General features: G+C 59.2%; 16 protein-coding genes. 8 read left to right on the top strand and 8 right to left on the bottom strand.

Annotated features, from left to right (window positions below):
- Nucleotide 1: 1 nt before the first annotated feature.
- The 5 genes from rlmH to FB598_RS01195 all read left to right on the top strand — a co-directional run bounded on the left by rlmH (nt 2) and on the right by FB598_RS01195 (nt 4,923).
- Nucleotides 2-472, top strand: a complete 471-nt coding sequence (gene rlmH / locus FB598_RS01215) for a 23S rRNA (pseudouridine(1915)-N(3))-methyltransferase RlmH (RefSeq protein WP_141911836.1) — start codon at nt 2-4, stop codon at nt 470-472.
- A 26-nt stretch (nt 473-498) separates the two neighbouring features.
- The gene (locus FB598_RS01210; RefSeq protein WP_141911834.1) at nt 499-1,113 is read left to right on the top strand and encodes a nucleoside triphosphate pyrophosphatase; all 615 of its coding nucleotides are present in this window, start codon (nt 499-501) and stop codon (nt 1,111-1,113) included.
- Nucleotides 1,110-2,573: a ribonuclease G gene (gene rng / locus FB598_RS01205; protein WP_141911832.1), complete on the top strand. Its 1,464-nt coding sequence runs from the start codon at nt 1,110-1,112 to the stop codon at nt 2,571-2,573. Before FB598_RS01210 ends, rng begins: the two co-directional genes overlap by 4 nt.
- Nucleotides 2,574-2,852: 279 nt before the next feature.
- Nucleotides 2,853-4,124, top strand: a complete 1,272-nt coding sequence (locus FB598_RS01200) for an O-antigen ligase (RefSeq protein ID WP_141911829.1) — start codon at nt 2,853-2,855, stop codon at nt 4,122-4,124.
- Between the two features lie 58 nt (nt 4,125-4,182).
- Nucleotides 4,183-4,923: a DUF5672 family protein gene (locus tag FB598_RS01195; RefSeq protein ID WP_141911827.1), complete on the top strand. Its 741-nt coding sequence runs from the start codon at nt 4,183-4,185 to the stop codon at nt 4,921-4,923.
- Nucleotides 4,924-4,930: 7 nt separating this feature from the next.
- On the opposite strand, the gene FB598_RS01190 is transcribed toward FB598_RS01195, so the two are convergent.
- The 6 genes from FB598_RS01190 to dnaE all read right to left on the bottom strand — a co-directional run bounded on the left by FB598_RS01190 (nt 4,931) and on the right by dnaE (nt 14,514).
- Nucleotides 4,931-6,052 carry a glycosyltransferase family 9 protein gene (locus FB598_RS01190; RefSeq protein WP_141911825.1) on the bottom strand — a complete coding sequence of 374 codons (1,122 nt, stop codon included), beginning with the start codon at nt 6,050-6,052 and terminating at the stop codon, nt 4,931-4,933.
- Nucleotides 6,053-6,152: 100 nt separating this feature from the next.
- Nucleotides 6,153-7,142, bottom strand: a complete 990-nt coding sequence (locus FB598_RS01185; protein ID WP_141911822.1) for a glycosyltransferase family 8 protein — start codon at nt 7,140-7,142, stop codon at nt 6,153-6,155.
- Entirely contained in the window at nt 7,142-8,248 is a 1,107-nt protein-coding gene (locus FB598_RS01180; RefSeq protein WP_141911819.1) for a glycosyltransferase family 9 protein, read from the bottom strand. Before FB598_RS01180 ends, FB598_RS01185 begins: the two co-directional genes overlap by 1 nt.
- A 97-nt stretch (nt 8,249-8,345) precedes the next feature.
- Nucleotides 8,346-10,082: a lipid A export permease/ATP-binding protein MsbA gene (gene msbA, locus FB598_RS01175; RefSeq protein ID WP_141911816.1), complete on the bottom strand. Its 1,737-nt coding sequence runs from the start codon at nt 10,080-10,082 to the stop codon at nt 8,346-8,348.
- A gap of 102 nt (nt 10,083-10,184) precedes the next feature.
- Nucleotides 10,185-10,964, bottom strand: a complete 780-nt coding sequence (locus FB598_RS01170) for a glycosyltransferase family 25 protein (RefSeq protein ID WP_141911813.1) — start codon at nt 10,962-10,964, stop codon at nt 10,185-10,187.
- A gap of 88 nt (nt 10,965-11,052) precedes the next feature.
- Complete coding sequence (dnaE, locus tag FB598_RS01165; RefSeq protein ID WP_141911811.1) at nt 11,053-14,514, bottom strand: DNA polymerase III subunit alpha; 3,462 nt, start codon at nt 14,512-14,514, stop codon at nt 11,053-11,055.
- 211 nt (nt 14,515-14,725) lie between these two features.
- Here dnaE and FB598_RS01160 point away from each other — a divergent pair, with 211 nt between their 5' ends.
- Entirely contained in the window at nt 14,726-15,616 is an 891-nt protein-coding gene (locus tag FB598_RS01160) for a sulfurtransferase (protein WP_141911809.1), read from the top strand.
- 71 nt (nt 15,617-15,687) lie between these two features.
- Here FB598_RS01160 and FB598_RS01155 read toward each other — a convergent pair whose 3' ends face one another.
- Both FB598_RS01155 and FB598_RS01150 read right to left on the bottom strand, forming a co-directional pair.
- Nucleotides 15,688-16,263: a flavodoxin family protein gene (locus FB598_RS01155; protein WP_141911807.1), complete on the bottom strand. Its 576-nt coding sequence runs from the start codon at nt 16,261-16,263 to the stop codon at nt 15,688-15,690.
- 84 nt (nt 16,264-16,347) lie between these two features.
- Nucleotides 16,348-17,049, bottom strand: a complete 702-nt coding sequence (locus FB598_RS01150; RefSeq protein ID WP_141911804.1) for a pirin family protein — start codon at nt 17,047-17,049, stop codon at nt 16,348-16,350.
- Between the two features lie 162 nt (nt 17,050-17,211).
- Here FB598_RS01150 and FB598_RS01145 point away from each other — a divergent pair, with 162 nt between their 5' ends.
- On the top strand, nt 17,212-18,150 hold the full coding sequence (locus FB598_RS01145; RefSeq protein WP_141911802.1) for a LysR family transcriptional regulator: 939 nt from the start codon (nt 17,212-17,214) through the stop codon (nt 18,148-18,150).
- Nucleotides 18,147-19,031, top strand: a complete 885-nt coding sequence (gene gluQRS, locus FB598_RS01140) for a tRNA glutamyl-Q(34) synthetase GluQRS (RefSeq protein ID WP_141911799.1) — start codon at nt 18,147-18,149, stop codon at nt 19,029-19,031. Before FB598_RS01145 ends, gluQRS begins: the two co-directional genes overlap by 4 nt.
- The last annotated feature ends 94 nt before the right edge of the window (nt 19,032-19,125 follow it).

The raw sequence follows: 19,125 nt of genomic DNA, 5'->3' as shown, positions 1-19,125 counted from the left end.
GATGCAACTGATCATCGCGGCGGTCGGCCACAAGATGCCGGCCTGGATCGAAACCGGCTTTCAGGAATATGCCAAGCGCATGCCGCCTGAATGCCGCATCCTGCTCAAGGAAATCAAACCCGTCGAACGTTCCGGCAGCCGCACGGCCGAAACCGTGATGGCGCAGGAGCGCGAGAAGATCGAGGCGGCGCTGCCCAAGGGCGCGCGCGTGATCGCCCTCGACGAGCGCGGCCGCGACTGGACCTCCGTCCAATTATCGCAACAGCTGGTGCAATGGCAGCAGGACGGACGCGACGTCGCTTTCGTCATCGGCGGCGCCGACGGGCTCGATCCCGGCTTCAAGGCCGGCGCCGACACGTTGATACGCATTTCCAGCATGACCCTGCCGCATGGGATGGTGCGGGTAATGCTGGCAGAACAACTGTACCGGGCGTGGTCGATTACCCAGAATCACCCGTATCACCGCGCCTGATGTCTATAACCATTGCCTATGGCTGAATGAAACCAGCGGACCAAAAAATCTACCTGGCCTCCAAGAGCCCGCGCCGACGCGAGCTGCTGCGCCAGATCGGCATCGATTTCGAGCTGCTGCTGTCGGAGAAGGAAGTCGATGAAAGCGTGCTGCCCGACGAGAGCCCGCTGGATTATGTCGCCCGCGTCACGCGCGACAAACTCAACAGCGCGCAGCAGACCATGATCCTGCGCCAACTGCCGCATCGCCCCATCCTCGCGGCCGACACCACGGTGGTGATCGACCAACTGATCCTGGGCAAGCCGGCCGACCATGACGAAGCAGTACGGATGATCACCCGCCTGTCCGGCCGCACCCACCAGGTGCTGACCAGCATCGCCGTGGGACTGACCATCGGCGTGGAAACCGAGGTCTGGCAAATCACCCAGCAATCCGACGTCAGCTTCGCCGAACTCGGCGCCGACGCCATCGCCGCCTACTGCAACACGCTTGAGCCCTACGACAAGGCCGGCGCCTACGGCATCCAGGGACTGGCTTCGATGTTCGTCTCCAATATCGTCGGCAGCCATTCCGGTATCATGGGCTTGCCGCTGTTCGAGACGGCGCAACTATTACAAAAAGCGGGCGTTCGAATCCTATGAGCGAAGATATTCTGATCAACATCACCCCGCAGGAGACGCGCGTGGCGCTGATCCTGCAGGGCGCGGTGCAGGAGCTGCACATCGAGCGTACGCTCTCGCGCGGCCTGGCGGGCAATATTTACCTGGGCAAAGTCGTGCGCGTGCTGCCTGGCATGCAGTCGGCCTTCATCGACATCGGCCTGGAACGCGCGGCCTTCCTGCACGTGGCCGACATCTGGGAAGCGCGGCCGCACGATGGCCAGAACGCCCCGGCCATCGCCATCGAGAAGCTGCTGCACGACGGCCAGACCGTGACCGTGCAAGTCATCAAGGATCCGATCGGCACCAAGGGCGCACGCCTGTCCACGCAGATATCGATCGCCGGCCGCATGCTGGTCTACCTGCCGCAGGACAAGCACATCGGCATCTCCCAGCGCATCGAGAACGAAGCCGAACGCGAACTGTTGCGCAGCAAGGTGCAGGCGCTGCTGCCGCCGGAAGAGAAAGGCGGCTTCATCATCCGCACCATGGCCGAGGACGCCTCGGACTCCGACCTGCAAATGGACGTCGAGTACCTGCGCAAGACCTGGGCCACCATCGTCAGCCAAAGCAAAACCAATCCGGCGCCCACGCTGCTGCACCAGGATCTCTCCCTGGCCCAGCGCGTGCTGCGCGACTTCGTCAACGACGACACCGCGACCATCCAGGTCGACTCGCGCGAGAACTTCCGCATGCTGCAGGAGTTCGGCACGCTCTACACGCCATCGGTACTGACCAAGCTCGCGCACTACCGCGGCGAACGTCCGTTATTCGACCTGTACGGCGTGGAAGAAGAGATCGAACGCGCGCTGGGCAGGCGCGTGGATCTCAAATCGGGCGGTTACCTGATCGTCGACCAGACCGAGGCCATGACCACCATCGACGTCAACACCGGCAGCTTCGTCAACGGCCGCAACTTCGACGACACCATTTTCAAGACCAACCTGGAAGCGGCGCACGCCATCGCGCGCCAGTTGCGCCTGCGCAACCTGGGCGGCATCATCATCCTCGATTTCATCGACATGGAAAGCACCGAGCACCGCGCCGCGGTGCTGGCCGAACTGGGCCGCGCCTTGCAGCGCGACCGCACCAAGATCTCGGTATCCGGATTCTCGACGCTGGGCCTGGTGGAAATGACCCGCAAGCGCACCCGCGAATCGCTGGCCCACATCCTGTGCGAAACCTGCCCCGCCTGCAAGGGCCGCGGCCAGGTCAAAACCTCGCGCACGGTATGCTACGAGATCCTGCGCGAGGTGATGCGCGAAGCCAAGCAATTCAACCCACGCGAATTCCGCATCCTGGCCTCGCAAGTGGTGGTGGACATGTTCCTGGAAGAGGAGTCGCAGCACCTGGCGATGCTGGGGGATTTCATCGGCAAGCCGATTTCGTTGCAAGTGCAGAGTGATTATCAGCAGGAGCAGTACGACATTATTCTGATGTAAATCAGACAATTGAAGAATGTTTCAACGTTTGCGGCAGGATGGCGGAAGATGTGACCAAGATATAAAAACGGCTCGGTTCAGAATTTTAATGTTGCAAGATAAAAATATGAATGAACGTACCATTACATGAATGTTAGATATTTGCATCGCGCCGCACATATAGTATCTAGTGTCACCACAAACATAAAATGGCCTGATCGCCACCATGAGTAGCAACAAGTAGTATTACGTACCCTCGTACGACGATCATCATCAAGATAAGAACACACGCCGTTTAACATGAAGAACCAAATCTTGTCATTCCGCTGGATCGTTTTCATTATCCTTGTCACTTCTTCCAGTCTGCTCCTGATTGGCCGCAAAGCAGGCAACCTCGGATTCTACGGATTGCTGCTAATGGCGTTCATATCGCTGGCCTTACGCACTCGACATGATGGAATGGGATTCAAGCAGTTCATCAGCAAATTCTGGCTACTACATTTGGCCATGGCTGGCATGATGCTCGCCGTTCTCTTGAATCAGTTGATCTCACAAGATTTCGTCGCCCGCTCCTTAGACTATCCGTCGCGCATGGGCCTGTTCGTGCTGATCGCCTGGGCCTGCCTGCATTGCACACCACAGATGTACCGTTGGTTCCAATGGAGCTACGTGGCAGCCGCCCTGATGTGCACTGTCAAGATGTATATTATTACCGACGGCGGCACTACCCGCGGGGAATACGTCGACTTTATGCCTATTATTGAATTCGCCGATATGACGCTGCTGATGGGTTTCTTTTCGCTGGTGTCAATCAAGTACACATCGGGCAGTTACGGTGTTCGCTGCGTCAGTAATCTACTGAAAATACTGGCTTTCATCGGTTCGCTTTATGCAGCCTACGTCTCCGGTACACGCGGCACCTGGCTAGCGATTCCATTCCTTGCCGCCATCGCAGCCACGATCATGTTCAACCGCTTCGAACTGTGGAAAAAGGCCTTGTTCACCCTGTGCATCGTCGCTGTGCTGATCATCCTATTCTGCCTTAGTCCACAGGTGCAGCAGCGCATCCACGCAGCCCAACAGGACATCGCCACCTATTCCAAGGACAATACTTCCGACACCTCGGTAGGAACCCGTTTCGGCCTGTGGAAGACATCCTTCGCACTCTTCCTTGATCATCCGCTGATCGGCATCGGTCGCGAAAATTTCCAGTCGACCCTGCAAGGTCTTGGCCGTGAAGGCAAGATATCCCCGGTCATCGCGCGCCAGATTCATTCGCATAATGAGGTTTTCTATAACATGGCAACCCTCGGCAGCTTCGGGCTGGCCGGTCTGCTGGCGTTGTATCTGGTGCCTGGCATCTACTTCGCCAGAAAACTAAGGAGCACCGACCATGAGCTGCAGGCTGTCGGCGCGATGGGGCTCATGATGTGCGTGGGTTTCATCGTCTTCGGATTGACCGACGTCACTTTCATGTGGGGCGCCAGCGACAATTTTTACGCTATATTCACGGCCATACTATTTTCACACATATATCGCAGGAAACAGGAGCTTGCCTTGTGCACAGACTGACACCGAGGACTATCGGTTAAACCAGTCTTCTCTTCCTCTTTGAACGACGGCACTCGACATGCAATCCTGGCTACAACAAAAACTCCGCAACAAGATATTCAAATTCGGTTTCCCCCTGTTCGGTAAAGTCGAGCGGATCCCATTACCGGATGTAACGCTGGTCGTCATCGATTGTGTCAACTATGCGCGCGCCAGGCGTGCTTTCAATCATTGCCTGTTCTACTGTGAGTTCGGCGACGCAAAGCTGCTGACACATTTTGAGTCCAGTGATCCGGGCGTGGTCAAGATCGAGCCGTTGCGTTCGATCGAATCCTACTCGAAATTCGTGATGAAGGATCTCGACCGTTATTTCGATACCGATTATGTTCTGGTTGCCCAATGGGATGGATTCGTTTGGAAGCACACACTGTGGAACCAGGAGTTCCTGGCGTACGACTATATCGGCGCTCCCTGGCCCGAACATCTCACCAAAGGCGAACGGCACCGCATGCATCGCGTAGGCAACGGGGGATTTTCCCTGCGCAGCAAGCGCCTGCAAAAATTACTGGCTGAAGACGCCAATATCCAGGCCACAGATAATGAAGATGTGGTGATCTGCCAATACCAGCGTCCCTATCTGGAAGAGTCTGGCATCCATTTTCCTCCGGTGGAACTGGCGGCCCGCTTCAGTTGCGAAGGCAAACTGTTCGACGCTTTCGGCCATCATGGCCACAAGGGTTTGAACATGCCTCTTCATCCCCTATGGCTGAAAATCTACAACATGATTCATCACGGGCGCTTGACGTCCCGGGTGCTCTGAACGTACGCTAGGCACCCGACTCTTGGCGCTCGGCCACGCAAGCCAGTACCTCGTCAACCTCGATTTCCGTGATCCAGCCCTTACGCCTTTTGGCGCTAATGATCGTGCTGTTTGCAGCATCGATGGGCACCCACTCCGGACTGGTCTGGCGCATCAGTGCGATGACCGGTACATGCACCGCATTGGCCAGGTGCATCACCGCCGTCTCGACCGAGATAATCAGGCTGCACAGGCCCAATACCGCAGGGAGCTGGAAGAAGTTTTCCTCGGCACTGAACAACGTTACATTCTCCACCTTGGATTTGTCCAACATGCGGCGCGCCTGATCCATCTTTTCCGGCACCACATTGACGATGAACCTAGCATCGCGCCACGCAGGCATCTGGCGCATGCGCTGCGACAGTTCGAACATACGTTCCAGCGGCCAACTACGCTCATCCGATTTCGAAAACGCATTAAGGAACACCAAGCGGGCGCTGCCCGGAACACCTTGGGCTGCGAGATCGGCTTGCGCGCGCTGCCGCCAGAGGGCGGGAACTTCGACATAGGGGAAACGCTCCTGCGCCGTGGTGACAATACCGAACAGTTGTTCGAACCAGGAAGCATACAGCGCACTGATATGTTCACCGCGCAGCTCGGATGATTTGTAAGCAGGAATGAAGGCATCCAGCTTGCGATAAGCGAGATGCTTGCGGATATCCAACAAGCGCACGCGCTTCTTCTGCGCTACCACAAAGCCCTGCGGGCTCAACTTGCGCACCAGTTCCGCATAAAGGTGTCGAACCAGCACGGCGAAGGAAACCACGATGGGATAATTCTCGGCCTGCGCCTGGAGGATCGACTCCTTATAGAGATGCGGACTGTAGGTCTGGTCATAGATACGCTCAAACATGCCGGTAGTACGTACCCAGTCGTACAGCGCGTATTTTTTCAAGTGCAACCACTTCGATTGATCCGACGTGCGACGTACTTCATCGATCCACAAGTGCATACGGATATGTGGATAGACACGCGCGAAAGCGCGGAAGCAGTTCTGCATATAGGTGAAATCGCCCAGGGCAAGGTGGGCCACAAACAGGATCTTGTCGGATTTTTGCAGCAACTCGGGAGAAATCAATTGTTGAGACATAAGGTATTTTCGGGAGTTCGGAAAAGTGCAGTTCAAACAATTGGCGTCGCGGCGCAACGCTGTCGCGTTGGTAGCGCGCCACTACAGGCACTGGATTCGCTCACCGGTGACGTCGCATCCTGAGATAGTGCGCATACCATCGCAAACTCTCCAGCCGCTTGCCGCGCGCCCACAGGAAGCGTGAATGCATCCGGGCTTCCTTGTAGTTTTGCGGCTGCATGTCCAGCGGCAGGTCAGACCAGGCCGATTGGGCGTGGTAGTGTTCGAACAGTTTGACCGAATCGTGGCCGCACCATGCCCCCCATGGCTTGACCGATCCTGCAAAGTGGATGAAGGTAGCCGCGCCCGGATCAATTCCAAGCGCAGGCCGGTTGCCTTCGAGGTCGCCAACCAGGCCGTATAGATAATTCCAGCGGATATCAATGAACCGTGCGCGCCCGTCCAGCACCACATTGAGGGCATCCTGATCGGGAAAGCGGAAGCGTTCGCCGTTCTTGAGAAAAGCATCGATAGTCTGCTGGCTGATTCCCGCGTCGAGCCAGCGTGAAATGTTGATGTACAGCATACCCGAATTAAAGTAGCGCGGATATTTGAGCTGCAGGGCCGCCACGCGACGCTCGGTGGTCACTTTGGCGTCTGGTACCACGGCCACAATGTCATCTCCCAGATCCAGGCCGGCCAACGCATCAATGCTGCCCATACATAGGATGTCGGCATCCAGGTAGAGCACACGATCCGTATAGGACTTCAGCACGTCCGGAATCACCAAGCGGGTGAAAATGGCAGACGAATAATAGGACGAACGAGTGTATGGTTCGAAACGCTCGAACATCGACGGATCCAGTAGGTGGATGCATGTGCGTATGCCAAGGCGGGAGGATAAGCTTTCGAAACGCTGGCTGTTGAACGCCGACACCTTGGTCGCCATCACATGGAATGTAAAATGGCGCTGTGGATTGTGTTCAAGGATAGACGCGATCGTTGCACCCATGCAGCGAAAATAGCGGTCATCGACGCAAAACACCACGTGGAAGGAATCGTCGGCCTGCACGCGGCCCGGATCGACTGAGATATTGGACAAGGATTGCATCACAAGGCCTCCATAACGTCCATCACCTGAGATACCGACACTGCATCGATCCAGTCGGCGCGACGCGCGGCCATTACTACTTTGCTCTGCGCCTTGTCGAACGGCGCCCATTCCGGGTTCTTGCGGCGCATCAGCGCTACCACCGGAACATGGACAGCATTGGCCAGGTGCATCACTGCGGTTTCCACGGAAACCACTAGGTCACAGCATTGGAGCACCGCCGGCAACTGGTAGAAATTGCAATCGGCGCTAAACCACACCGTACGGGCGGGCAGGCGATCAGCAATTTCCTGGCGCGCCTGTTCAATTTCTTGCGGTGTAGCGTTAATGATGAAATGCGCATTACGCCAGCGGCCCTCTGCCTGCAGTGCAGTGATCAGTTCCACCACCCTGGTCACCGGCCAGCAGCGCTTCTTCGTCTTGGCAAAAGGATTAATGAATATCAGCGGCGCAGCACCATTCCGCTCTCCAGTGAAACCCCAGTTAGCCAACTGCCGGCGCGCATCATCCTGCCACTGCTGCGGGATGTCAATGAAGGGAAAACGCTGCTGCATGCTCATCGTCACACCGGCCAGTTGACTGAACCAATCGGCATATTCATTTGTGATGTGATATCCAGGGAAAGCCTGAAATGGTACAAAGCAGGCGTCCAGCCGGCGATAAGCGAATATGTCCGAAGGCGCGAACCAGCGGATCTTGCGGCGCATCCCGACAACCCAAGCATCCGGGCCGCAACGACGCGCCAAGCGCGCATATTGCTGCGGACGCAACGTAGCCAACGATACTACCAGCGGATAACGCTCAGCACATGCTTCGTCAATAGACTCCTCCAGCAATGCAGGACTGTAAGTGCGCCGATAGACTTTCGCGAAGAACGGACAATTTTCGGCCCAATCATACAAGGCGTAGTTTTTGAGATAACCCCATTTGGTCTGATCGTCAGTACGCCGCACCTCATCTATCCACAAATGGATCCCAATATGCGGATACGCTTCGGCGAAAGCCTTGAAACAATTCTGCAAATAAGTGAAGTCCCCAATCGCCAGGTGGGCGATGAAGAGAATCTTGTCGGCTTTTGCCAGCCGATCATGAGAAATCAATTGCATATCGTGTCCTCTGCGGAACCGTAGTTGTCATCGGGATGCCGAGCATCCTGTGCGATCCCGTATGCCCCCGCATACTGCCTCAACATCGCCAGCCTTATCATTTGCCTTCGTCGGAAAACTGCATGCGATACAGACTGGCGTAAGCGCCTTGCTTACTCAGCAATTCTGCATGAGTGCCAGACTCCACAATCCGGCCTTCCGACAGCACCACGATACGATCGGCACGCTCGATGGTGGAAAGCCTGTGTGCAATCACCAGCGTGGTGCGGTTCTTCATCAACTGATCCAACGCGGCCTGTACCGCGCGCTCAGATTCAGTATCCAGGGCCGAGGTGGCTTCATCCAGAATCAGGATAGGCGCATTCTTGTAAATCGCACGCGCAATCGCCAGCCGCTGACGCTGGCCGCCTGAGAGACGGCTACCGTTGTCGCCGACCGATGTGTCCAACCCTTGCGGCAGTCCAGCAACGACATCGTCAAGATGCGCCGCACTGATCGCTGCCAGCACCTTGTCCATATCGGGAGCATCGTCGCCATAAGCGATGTTGGCGGCGACGGTGTCGTCGAACAGCACCACATGCTGGCTAACCATGGCAATCTGGTTACGCAAGCTGCGCAGGGAAATGTCTTCCAGACAGACACCATCCAGCAGGATGCGGCCGGAAGTCGCCGAATAGAAACCCGGGATCAGGTTTACCAGAGTAGTCTTGCCGCCGCCTGACATGCCCACGAACGCCACGGTCTGGCCAGCGCGAATATCGAGATCGATATTCGACAGCGCCTCTCGCCCCTGTTCACGATAATGAAAACTTACACCGACGAACCGCAAGTTCCCCTCGGCACGCGCTTCCAGATCGCGGCCGTTAGTACGTTCAAGCGGACTGTCGATCAGCGCAAACACTGCTTCGGCCGCCGCCATGCCACGTTGCAGCGGGCCGTTCACCTCCGCCAACTGCTTCAAGGGAGCCAGCAACGCGATCATCGCGGTAAAGAAAGAAATAAAACCACCTACGGTGATTTCGTTATGGCTGGCCTGAATCAGCGCCAGCATGATCATCACCGACATGGCGCAGGCCGTCATGATCTGCGTCAACGGCACTGTGGCCGCAAACACGCTTACCATCCGCATGCTGTAGCGGCGCAGCTTCTCAGCCTTTTCGTGGAACCGGCGCTGCTCGTAGGCTTGACCACCGAATATCTTCACCACCTGTTGGGCGCGGGTAGTTTCCTCGATTACCTGGGTCAGTTCGGCATTCACCGTCAGCGAATCCTTGTTCAGACGCTTAAGGCGCTTGCCGGTCAAGCGCACCAGGAAAGTCATCAGCGGCATTAGCACCAAAGCAATCAGCGTCAGGGTCCAACTAATGTAAAGCATGTACGCCAGCAGCCCCGCAATCGTCAGTGTGCAACGGATCATTGAGATGAAGATCTTGGTCACCATGTCGATGATCTGCTGGACTTCGAACATGATCGAGTTGATCGTGCTGCCAGTCGACTTCACTGACTGAAAATCAATGCCCACATGCAAGATACGGTCGAACATCGTCTGCCGCAGTTCATTGAGGATGCGCGTAGACACCCAACTCATCATGTAAGTAGTCAGGAAAGTCGATGCTCCGCGCGCAACAAATGCGCCAATCACCGCTACCGGCACCAGCCACAACGGGAATGTAGGTTTTTCGACAAATCCGTGGTCCAGCAGGATCTTGAAGATATACGCGACGATCGGTTCCGTCGTCGCCGTCACCAGCATACCGAGGAACGCCAGGATCAGACGATTCTTGTACGGACGGTGATATTCGATCAACCGTTTGATGTAGGGTGAAACCTTCATGCGAAACAAAACCCAAAAAGTGAAATATCTTTTGCCGAAGCCCAACCCAAAGCCATCGTCACACCTGGGTTCTCGCCGCGAAAGACGACTATAAACACGGCTTTATCCAGAATTTCTTTGGGAAGACGGATTTTGGCCGCCATTTGGCCGCCCCTTTCGTCGGCGGTACCATGCGTGTATTCGACGATTCATACTGTCACGCCCCATGTAAAACTCCCGTTTGAGTTTCTGGAACAAAGTGCGCTTGGCCTTCTCTCTGCCGATGGTCGTCCCCATCAGGTCGTTACGATGCACAAGTACAGATGGCGTTATCGACAACGTCCTGACCCGATGCTCCCAGGTTCGGTTGAGCAGATCATCAATCGCGTAGACGATCCGGCGAGCATGATTCAATAGAATACGAGCGGCATCCCGATGAATGACATAGCCTTGGGTACCAAAAGGTTGCTTGCGATGGTCCTTTACCACGCTCCCATTCGACAGTGTTGCGACCACCCAGGAGTCTTCTCCGCCGACGTCGCACAAACGCATGATGCCAAACGGGAAAGGTACCTGTTCAATGGCATCCAGCGTAGCCAAGAAATCCTCGCCCAGCTCAACGTCGTCTTCAAGAATGCACCACGTTTCATCACTGGATTGAACCAATTGCTCCCAAATTCGATAGTGACTGTCATGGCAACCGATCTCAGATAAGTTCAAATGATTTCCATGTACCTTCCAGCGCGTCACCATGTCATACGCTGAGGGATACTCCTTGAATCGCTCCGCATCGAAGAACCGAAATTCCCTTCCAATTTTGGAAAATTGCTCTGCAATGTATCTCCGTCTGTCCCGGCTCTCCACCAGAGAAATAACAACTATGGAAATCTTGTGAAATGTCATTTTCTACCCCCATCTATCTTTTTTATCGCCAGCACCCACCATCCCGATGAAATCTACGAGAGAACACATTCTCCTAAGACAATCTTTCTCAATACTCCACCACCACCGCTTCCTTCCCAAACGAAGCCACCAACGAACTCTGCAAGCTATCGCTGGGATTGATCCGCCAGGCATCTCCCAGCACCACCTCGCAGCCGGCGTCCGGCTGCAGGTAGCGCATTACGAACGGCAGGCCTTGCTCCTGGCGGTGGGCTGACAGCGTGTCGCGCAGCAAGGCGGTATCGACCGCTTTGTTGATCTGCACCACCATGCGCACGCCATACTGGATGCGCGCCGCGCCCAGGTCCATGACCTTTTCGGCCGAGACCCGCAATCCGCCGTTGAAGCGGTCTTCGGAAACACGGCCCTGCACCACCAGCAGTTCGTCTTCCTTGATCAGGTGCTTGAACGGTTCGAACACTTCGTTATAGATGGTGGCTTCGATCACGCCGGTGCCGTCGTCCAGCGTGCAGATCACCAGCTTGCCGCGCTGGGTCATCTGCACCCGCACGGCGGTGATGATGCCGGCCATGCTGCGCGGCTCGCGCGAAGGCTCAAGGCTCGAGATCTTGGTGCGCACGAAACGGCGCACTTCCTTTTCGTAAGCCGAGAACAGGTGACCCGACAGGTAGAAGCCCAGCGCGCCCTTCTCTTCGGTCAGGCGCTGCTTGTCGCTCCACGGCGTGACTTGCACGTATTCCAGCGGCGCTTCGAGGTCGCTGTCGTCGCCGCCGAACAGGCTGACCTGGTTGGCCGATTTCTCGGCCTGCTCCGCGCTTTCCCAGGCCAGGTTGACCGAGGCTTGCAGGATGGCGCGGTCGACCTTGAAGCAGTCGAAAGCGCCGGCGCGGATCAGCGAGTCGATGGTGCGGCGGTTGATCTGCTTCTTGTCGACGCGCTTGGCGAAGTCGAACAGATCCTTGAACGGCCCGCCGTCCTTGCGCGCCTCCAAAATGGATTCGATGGCGTTCTGGCCGGCGCCCTTGACGGCGCCCAGCCCGTAACGGATCTGCGTGGCCTTCTTGCCCGGTTCGCCCACCGGCATGAAACGGTAGTCCGAGAGGTTGATGTCGGGCGGCAGGATGGCCAGCTTGCAGACGTCGATCGCGTCTTCGATCAGGATCTTGACCTTGTCGGTGTCTTCCATCGCCAGCGACAAGTTGGCTGCCATGAACGCGGCCGGATGGTGCGCCTTGAGGTAGGCGGTGTAATACGACAGCAGCGCGTAGGCGGCGGCGTGCGACTTGTTGAAGCCGTAGCCGGCGAACTTTTCCATCAAGTCGAAGATCTCGTCGGCCTTCTCGGTCGACAGGCCGTTCTTGGCGGCGCCCTCGCGGAACAGCTCGCGGTGCTTGGCCATTTCCTCGGCCTTCTTCTTGCCCATCGCGCGGCGCAGCAGGTCGGCGCCGCCCAGCGAGTAGCCGCCGATCACCTGCGCCATCTGCATCACCTGCTCCTGGTAGACCATGATGCCGTAGGTCTCGGAGAGGATGCCCTCGGTGCGCGGGTCCGGGTAGTCGAAGGCTTCGCCGTGCTTGCGCTTGCAGAAGTCGGGGATCAGGTCCATCGGGCCCGGGCGGTACAACGCCACCAGCGCGATGATGTCCTCGAAACGGTCGGGGCGCGCGTCCTTCAGCATGCCTTGCATGCCGCGGCTTTCAAGCTGGAACACGGCGACCGTCTTGGCCTTGGTCAGCAGCTCGTAGGAAGCGCGGTCGTTCAACGGCAGCTTGGCCAGGTCGAAGTCGGCCATGGCCGGGTCGAGCATGCGGATGTAGCGTTCGGCGCGGTCGAGGATGGTCAGCGTGGTCAGGCCCAAAAAGTCGAACTTCACCAGGCCGACGGCTTCCACGTCGTCCTTGTCGTACTGCGAGACCACGCCGGCGTCGCCGCCCTGCGTGTAGAGCGGGCAGAAGTCGGTCAGCTTGCCGGGAGCGATCAGCACGCCGCCGGCGTGCATGCCGATGTTGCGGGCGATGCCTTCGACCTGCTGGGCCAGGCCCAGCAACTGCTTGACCTCTTCTTCGTTTTCCAGGCGTTCCTTGAGCAGCGGCTCTTCCTCGATGGCGTCGGCCAGCGTCACCAGCTTGCCCGGCTTGAACGGGATCAGCTTGGAGATGCCGTCGCAGAAGTTGTAGCCGAGGTCGAGCACGCGGCCCACATCGCGCACCGCGCCCTTGGCGGCCATGGTGCCGAAGGTAGCGATCTGCGAGACCGCCTCCTTGCCGTAGCGGTCCTTCACGTATTGGATGACGCGGTCGCGGCCTTCCTGGCAGAAGTCGATGTCGAAGTCGGGCATCGAGACCCGTTCCGGGTTCAGGAAGCGTTCGAACAGCAGGTTGTAGCGCAGCGGATCGAGGTCGGTGATCAAGAGGCAATAGGCCACCAGCGAACCGGCGCCAGAACCCCGGCCGGGGCCGACCGGCACGCCGTTGTTCTTGGCCCACTGGATGAAGTCGGCCACGATCAGGAAGTAGCCCGGGAACTTCATCTTGATGATGGTGTTGTTCTCGAACTCCAGGCGCGCCTCGTAGCGCGGGCGCTCCTTCTCGCGCTGGGCCTCGTCCGGATACAGGTGCTTCAAGCGTTGTTCCAGGCCGGCCTTGGTCTGCGCCACCAGGAAGTCGTCGATGGTCATGCCGTCCGGCGTGGGGAAGTCCGGCAGTTGCGGCTTGCCCAGCTGCAGCACCAGGTTGCAGCGCTTGGCGATCTCGATGGTATTGGCGATGGCGCCCGGCAGGTCGGCGAACAGCTCGGCCATCTCGGCCTGCGACTTGAAGTATTGCTGGTCGTTGAAACGGCGTACCCGGCGCGCATTGGCCAGGATCTCGCCTTCGGCGATGCAGGTGCGCGCCTCGTGGGCGATGAATTCTTCGGTGGACTGGAACTGGATCGGGTGCGTGGCCACTGTCGGCAATCCCAGCCTGGCGCCCAGCGCGACGGTCTGGCGCACCTGGATATCCATGTTGGGATGGCCCGCGCGCTGGATCTCGAGGTAGTAGGCGCCCGGGAAAATCTCCGCCCAGCGCCTGGCGCATTCTTCGGCCAGCGCCAGGTTGCTGTTGTCGATCGCGATGCCGACGTCGCCCCCCTGGGCGCCGGACAAGGCGATCAGGCCGTTGCCGCCTTCCTGGCGGCGCAATGCGTCCAGCCATTCCATGCGCACTTCGGCACGGCCCTTGTAAATATTTTCCAGCCAGGCGCGCGACAGCAATTCGCACAGCTGCAGGTAGCCGTGGTGGTTTTTGACCAGCAGCAGCAGGCGCGCAGGTTTTTCGCGGTCGGCGTCGTTGGTGATCCAGATGTCGCAACCGGCGATCGGCTTGATGCCCTTGCCGCGCGCGGCCTTGTAGAACTTGACCATGCCGAACAGGTTGGCCAGATCGGTGACGGCCATCGCCGCCTGGCCATCCTTGGCGGCAGCCTGGACGACGTCATCGATGCGCACCAGGCCGTCGACGATGGAGTACTCCGAATGCAGTCGGAGGTGAACGAATTGCGGTGTAGTCATGGGGCCACATTTTACCGGAGGTTGGGAGCTCCTCTGCTCCGAATTCGCCGGTTTTTGCGTACGCAAACCCTGCTTGACAAGGCCGCGCGCAAGCCTGCCGAGCGCGGCTGCGATGCGTGCTTGATCTGCATCAGCGAAGCGCCAAATAGCTGCGAAAACGGGGCTCGCGCGTATATAATGCTGACAATTCAAAGACTTAGAGCAAACAACCATGCAGTCCCCGGATACCCCCTACGTCAACATCGCCGCCTACAAATTCATCACCTTCGACGACACGGCCGAAAAGCGTCCGCAATTCCTTGAGTTTTGCCAGAAGCACAACCTGCGCGGCACCATACTGCTGACCCCGGAAGGCATCAACCTGTTCCTGGCCGGCCTGCGCCACGAGATCGACGCCTTCCTGGCCTGGCTGCGCGCCGATGCGCGCTTCGCCGACATCGTGGTCAAGGAGAGCTTTTCCGAAAAGCAACCCTTCACCCGCATGCTGGTCAAGCTCAAGGCCGAGATCATCACGATGAAACACCCGCTGATCAAGCCGGAACAAGGCCGCGCCCCGTCGGTGGAGCCGCAGGACCTGAAGCGCTGGCTGGATCAGGGCCATGACGACAACGGCAAACCCGTGGTGATGGTCGATACCCGCAACGCCTTCGAGGTCGATGTGGGCACCTTCGAGCACACGGTCGACTACCGCATCGCCAAGTTCACCGAATTTCCGCAAGTCATCGCCGAGCACAAACCCGATTTCGACGGCAAGACGGTGGTCACCTTCTGCACCGGCGGCATCCGCTGCGAAAAGGCCGCGATCCACATGCAGAACATCGGCTATGACAGCGTCTACCAGCTCGAAGGCGGCATCCTGCGCTACTTCGAGGAAGTCGGCGGCGCCCATTACCAAGGCGACTGCTTCGTGTTCGACTACCGTACCGCGCTGAGCCCCGACCTGAAGGAAAGCCAGACCGCGCAATGCTTCGCCTGCCGCGCCGTGGTCACGCCGCGCGAGCAGTTGTCGCCGGACTACGTGCCGGGCAAGTCATGCCCGCATTGCGCGCCCAAGCAACGCGCGACGGCCGACGCCGCCCCAGCGGCCGCCGTGCAAGCCTGATCGTCCGCGCTCCGCTCCAATGAAAAAGCCCACCTCGCAAGAGGTGGGCTTTTTGCTGGGCGAAAGCCCGGTTACTTCTTGAACTTGGCGGCAGTCTCAACCACGCGCGCGCCGAACAGCTTGGCGGTTTCCAGGTCGCCCGGCAGCGGGCCTTCTTCCGGCGAGGAATCCGACGGGCTTTGCGCCATCAGGCCCGAGAAGGAACCGACGAAATTGATGTCGTTGCGCTGCGCAGCCTTGCTGTTGGCCGGCATCAGGCCGGTGCCGACCCAGATCATGCTGTGTTGCATGCCCAGCGTGAACAGGTAGTGCAGGGTCGACAGCTTGTCGCCGTTCATGGTGGCCGAGTTGGTGAAGGCGGCGCCGACCTTGTCTTTCCACTTCTGGCTGAACCAGGGCTTGGACGAGGCGTCGGCGAATTTCTTGAACTGCCACGAAACGCTGCCCATGTAGGTCGGCGAACCGAAGATGATGGCGTCGGCCGCATCCAGCGTCGCCCAGTCGGCGTCGGTGATATTGCCTTCGGCATTGATGGCGATCAGCTCGACGCTGGCGCCGGCAACCGCCGCGGCGCCGGCATGGACTGCTTCGGCCTGCTTCTTGGTATGGCCGTAGCCGGAATGGTAGACGATGGCGACTTTAGTCATGATGTTTCCTTCTCGAGTGGGAGTTTGGGTACTTCAAAAAAACCGCCGGGTGATCGGCTCCGGCGGGTACTGCAACAACAAGGTTTAACGCGGCAGGTCGAACAGTAGCACTTCGGCCTTGTCGCCGCCGTTGATCTCCAGCTTGTCGACTTCGGCCAGCTTGAGCGCGTCGCCGGCTTCCAGCGCCTGGCCGTTGACGCTCACCTTGCCGCGCGCCACGTGCACATAGCCGAGGCGCCCTTGCGGCAGCGTGTAGCTGGCGTGCTGGTCGCCGTCGAACAGGCCGGCGTACAGCAGCGCATCCTGGTTCATGCTGACCGAACCGTCGCGCCCGTCCTTGGAGGCCACCAGGCGCAGCTTGCCGTCCTTGTCGGCGGCCGAGAAATGCGCTTCCTGATAACCGGGCTCGGCGCCGTCCCGATCCGGCATGATCCAGATCTGCAGGAAGTGCGCGCCGCCAACCTGCGAGTGGTTGTACTCGGAATGGCGCACGCCGGTGCCGGCGCTCATGCGCTGCACGTCCCCCGGGCGGATCACGCTGCCGTTGCCCATGCTGTCCTTGTGGGCCAGTTCGCCTTCCAGCACGTAGGAGATGATCTCCATGTCGCGATGGCCGTGGGTGCCAAAACCCTGGCCGGCGGCCACGCGGTCTTCGTTGATCACCCGCAGCGGGCCGAAGCCCATGTGTTGCGGATCGTAATAGTCGGCGAAGGAAAAGCTGTGATACGAATCCAGCCAACCGTGGTTGGCGTGTCCACGATCGTTTGCTTTGCGCAGTTGCATCATGACAACACCCCTTTCAGTGAATTCTGTATGTCTCGGATTGATTCATACAAATTGTTTGTCGATGTAGCCACTATAGACACTATCTTTTTCTGGCATAAGGCCTAAAATTCATACGGCTCATTCAAATAATTTAAACAAGACAGATCCCACCGAGGCGCCCTCTTGAACCTGACCCTGGAATCCCTGCTGATCCTCGACATGATCGACCGCAAAGGCAGCTTCGCCGCCGCCGCGCTGGCCCTGGATCGCGTGCCCTCGGCACTCACCTACAGCGTGCGCAAGCTGGAAGACGACCTGGATGTCTTGCTGTTCGACCGCCGCGGCCACCGCGCCCAGTTGACCCCGGCCGGCCAGCAGTTGTTGCAGGAAGGCCGCCACCTGCTGCTGGCCGCCAACGATCTCGAGCAGCGCGTCAAGCGCACCGCTACCGGACGCGAAACCGAGCTGCACATCGTCCTCAACAGCCTGATTCCGTTCGGCAAGATGCGGCCGATCATCGAGGCCTTCGACCGCGAACAGTCCGGCACCCGGCTGCGCTTCACTCCGGGCGTGCTGACCGGCGCCTGGGAGAAGCTGATCGAAGGCCGCGCCAACCTGGTCATCGGGGTGACGCTGGACGGGCCGGAAATCGTGCGCACCAGCGGGCGCTTTCAGATGCATGAACTGGGTATGGTGGATTGGGTCTTTGCCGTCGCGCCCCACCATCCGCTGGCCCATGCCGCGGAGCCGCTGCCGGCCGAACTGGTACGCAGCCACCGTGCCGTGGCCGTGGGCGACAACAGCCAGTCGCTGCCGACATTGACCATGGGGCTGCTGTCCGGCCAGGAGACGCTGACGGTGGCCACGGTGGCCGACAAGCTGGAAGCGCAATTGGCCGGCCTGGGTTGCGGCCACCTGCCGCGCATCTGGGCCGCGCCTTACCTGGCCAGCGGCGCGCTGGTCGAAAAGCAGACGCTGGCGGCCAAACCCAACGACAATTTCATGATCGCCTGGCCCAAGGCGGAACAGGGCAAATCGCTGAAGTGGTTCATCCAGCATCTGTCGCAGCCGGAGGTGCAACGCTCGCTGCTGGGCCCGGTCGCGCCCGGAAGGAACGCATGAGCGGCAACGCTTACGTCGGCCGCTTCGCCCCCTCGCCCTCCGGTCCGCTGCATGCCGGATCGCTGGTGGCGGCACTGGCCAGCTTCCTGGATGCGCGCATCCACGGCGGACGCTGGCTGGTGCGCATTGAAGACATCGACGAAACCCGCACCGTGCCCGGCGCCGCCGACGGCATCATAGCGACGCTGGCGGCGCTGGGCATGCATTCGGACGGCCCGGTGCTGGTGCAAAGCCAGCGCAAGGCCCGCTACCTGGCGGCACGCGAACGACTGGGTGGGCTTGCCTACCCTTGCGGCTGCAGCCGCAAGGAAATCGCCGACTCGCGCGTGGGCATCGCCAGCGATGGCGCGGCCATCTATCCCGGCACCTGCCGCCACGGGCTGGCGCCCGGCAAGGCGGCGCGCACGCTGCGCCTGCGCGTCCCCGACGCCGGCATGCCGGGCGAGCTGGTGCGCTTCGACGATCGCTGGCTGGGGCCGCAGCAACAGCATCTGGCCAGTGAAGTGGGCGACTTTATCCTGCTGCGCGCCGATGGTTTTTGGGCGTACCAACTGGCGGTAGTGGTGGACGATGCCGAGCAGGGCGTGACCGATATCGTGCGCGGCGCCGACCTGCTGGATTCGACCGCACGCCAGATCTACCTGCAAGGCCTGCTGGGCTATCCGACGCCGCGCTACCTGCATGTGCCGCTGCTGATGAATGACGTGGGCGAAAAATTTTCCAAGCAGAACGGCGCGCAGGCGATCGATCTCCACCGGCCGCTGGATGAGTTGCAACGGGCCGCGACGTTCCTGGGATTGGATACGGCCGCAGCGCATGACAGGGAGGGCTTCTGGCGCCTGGCGCTGGCGGCCTGGGATGTGCGCTTCGGCGCCGGATGACGCGACCTAACGCCACCCGGCCGCCATCGCGATGCCACAAAAAAAGTCCGCATAATGCGGACTTTTTTGCGGACTTTACGGACTTGGATCTTGA

The organism is Herbaspirillum sp. SJZ106, from assembly GCF_006715495.1.
Taxonomy (GTDB): Bacteria; Pseudomonadota; Gammaproteobacteria; order Burkholderiales; family Burkholderiaceae_D; genus Herbaspirillum.
The sequence above is the reverse complement of the archived record's forward strand: the minus strand, read 5'-3'. Positions and strand labels throughout refer to the sequence as shown.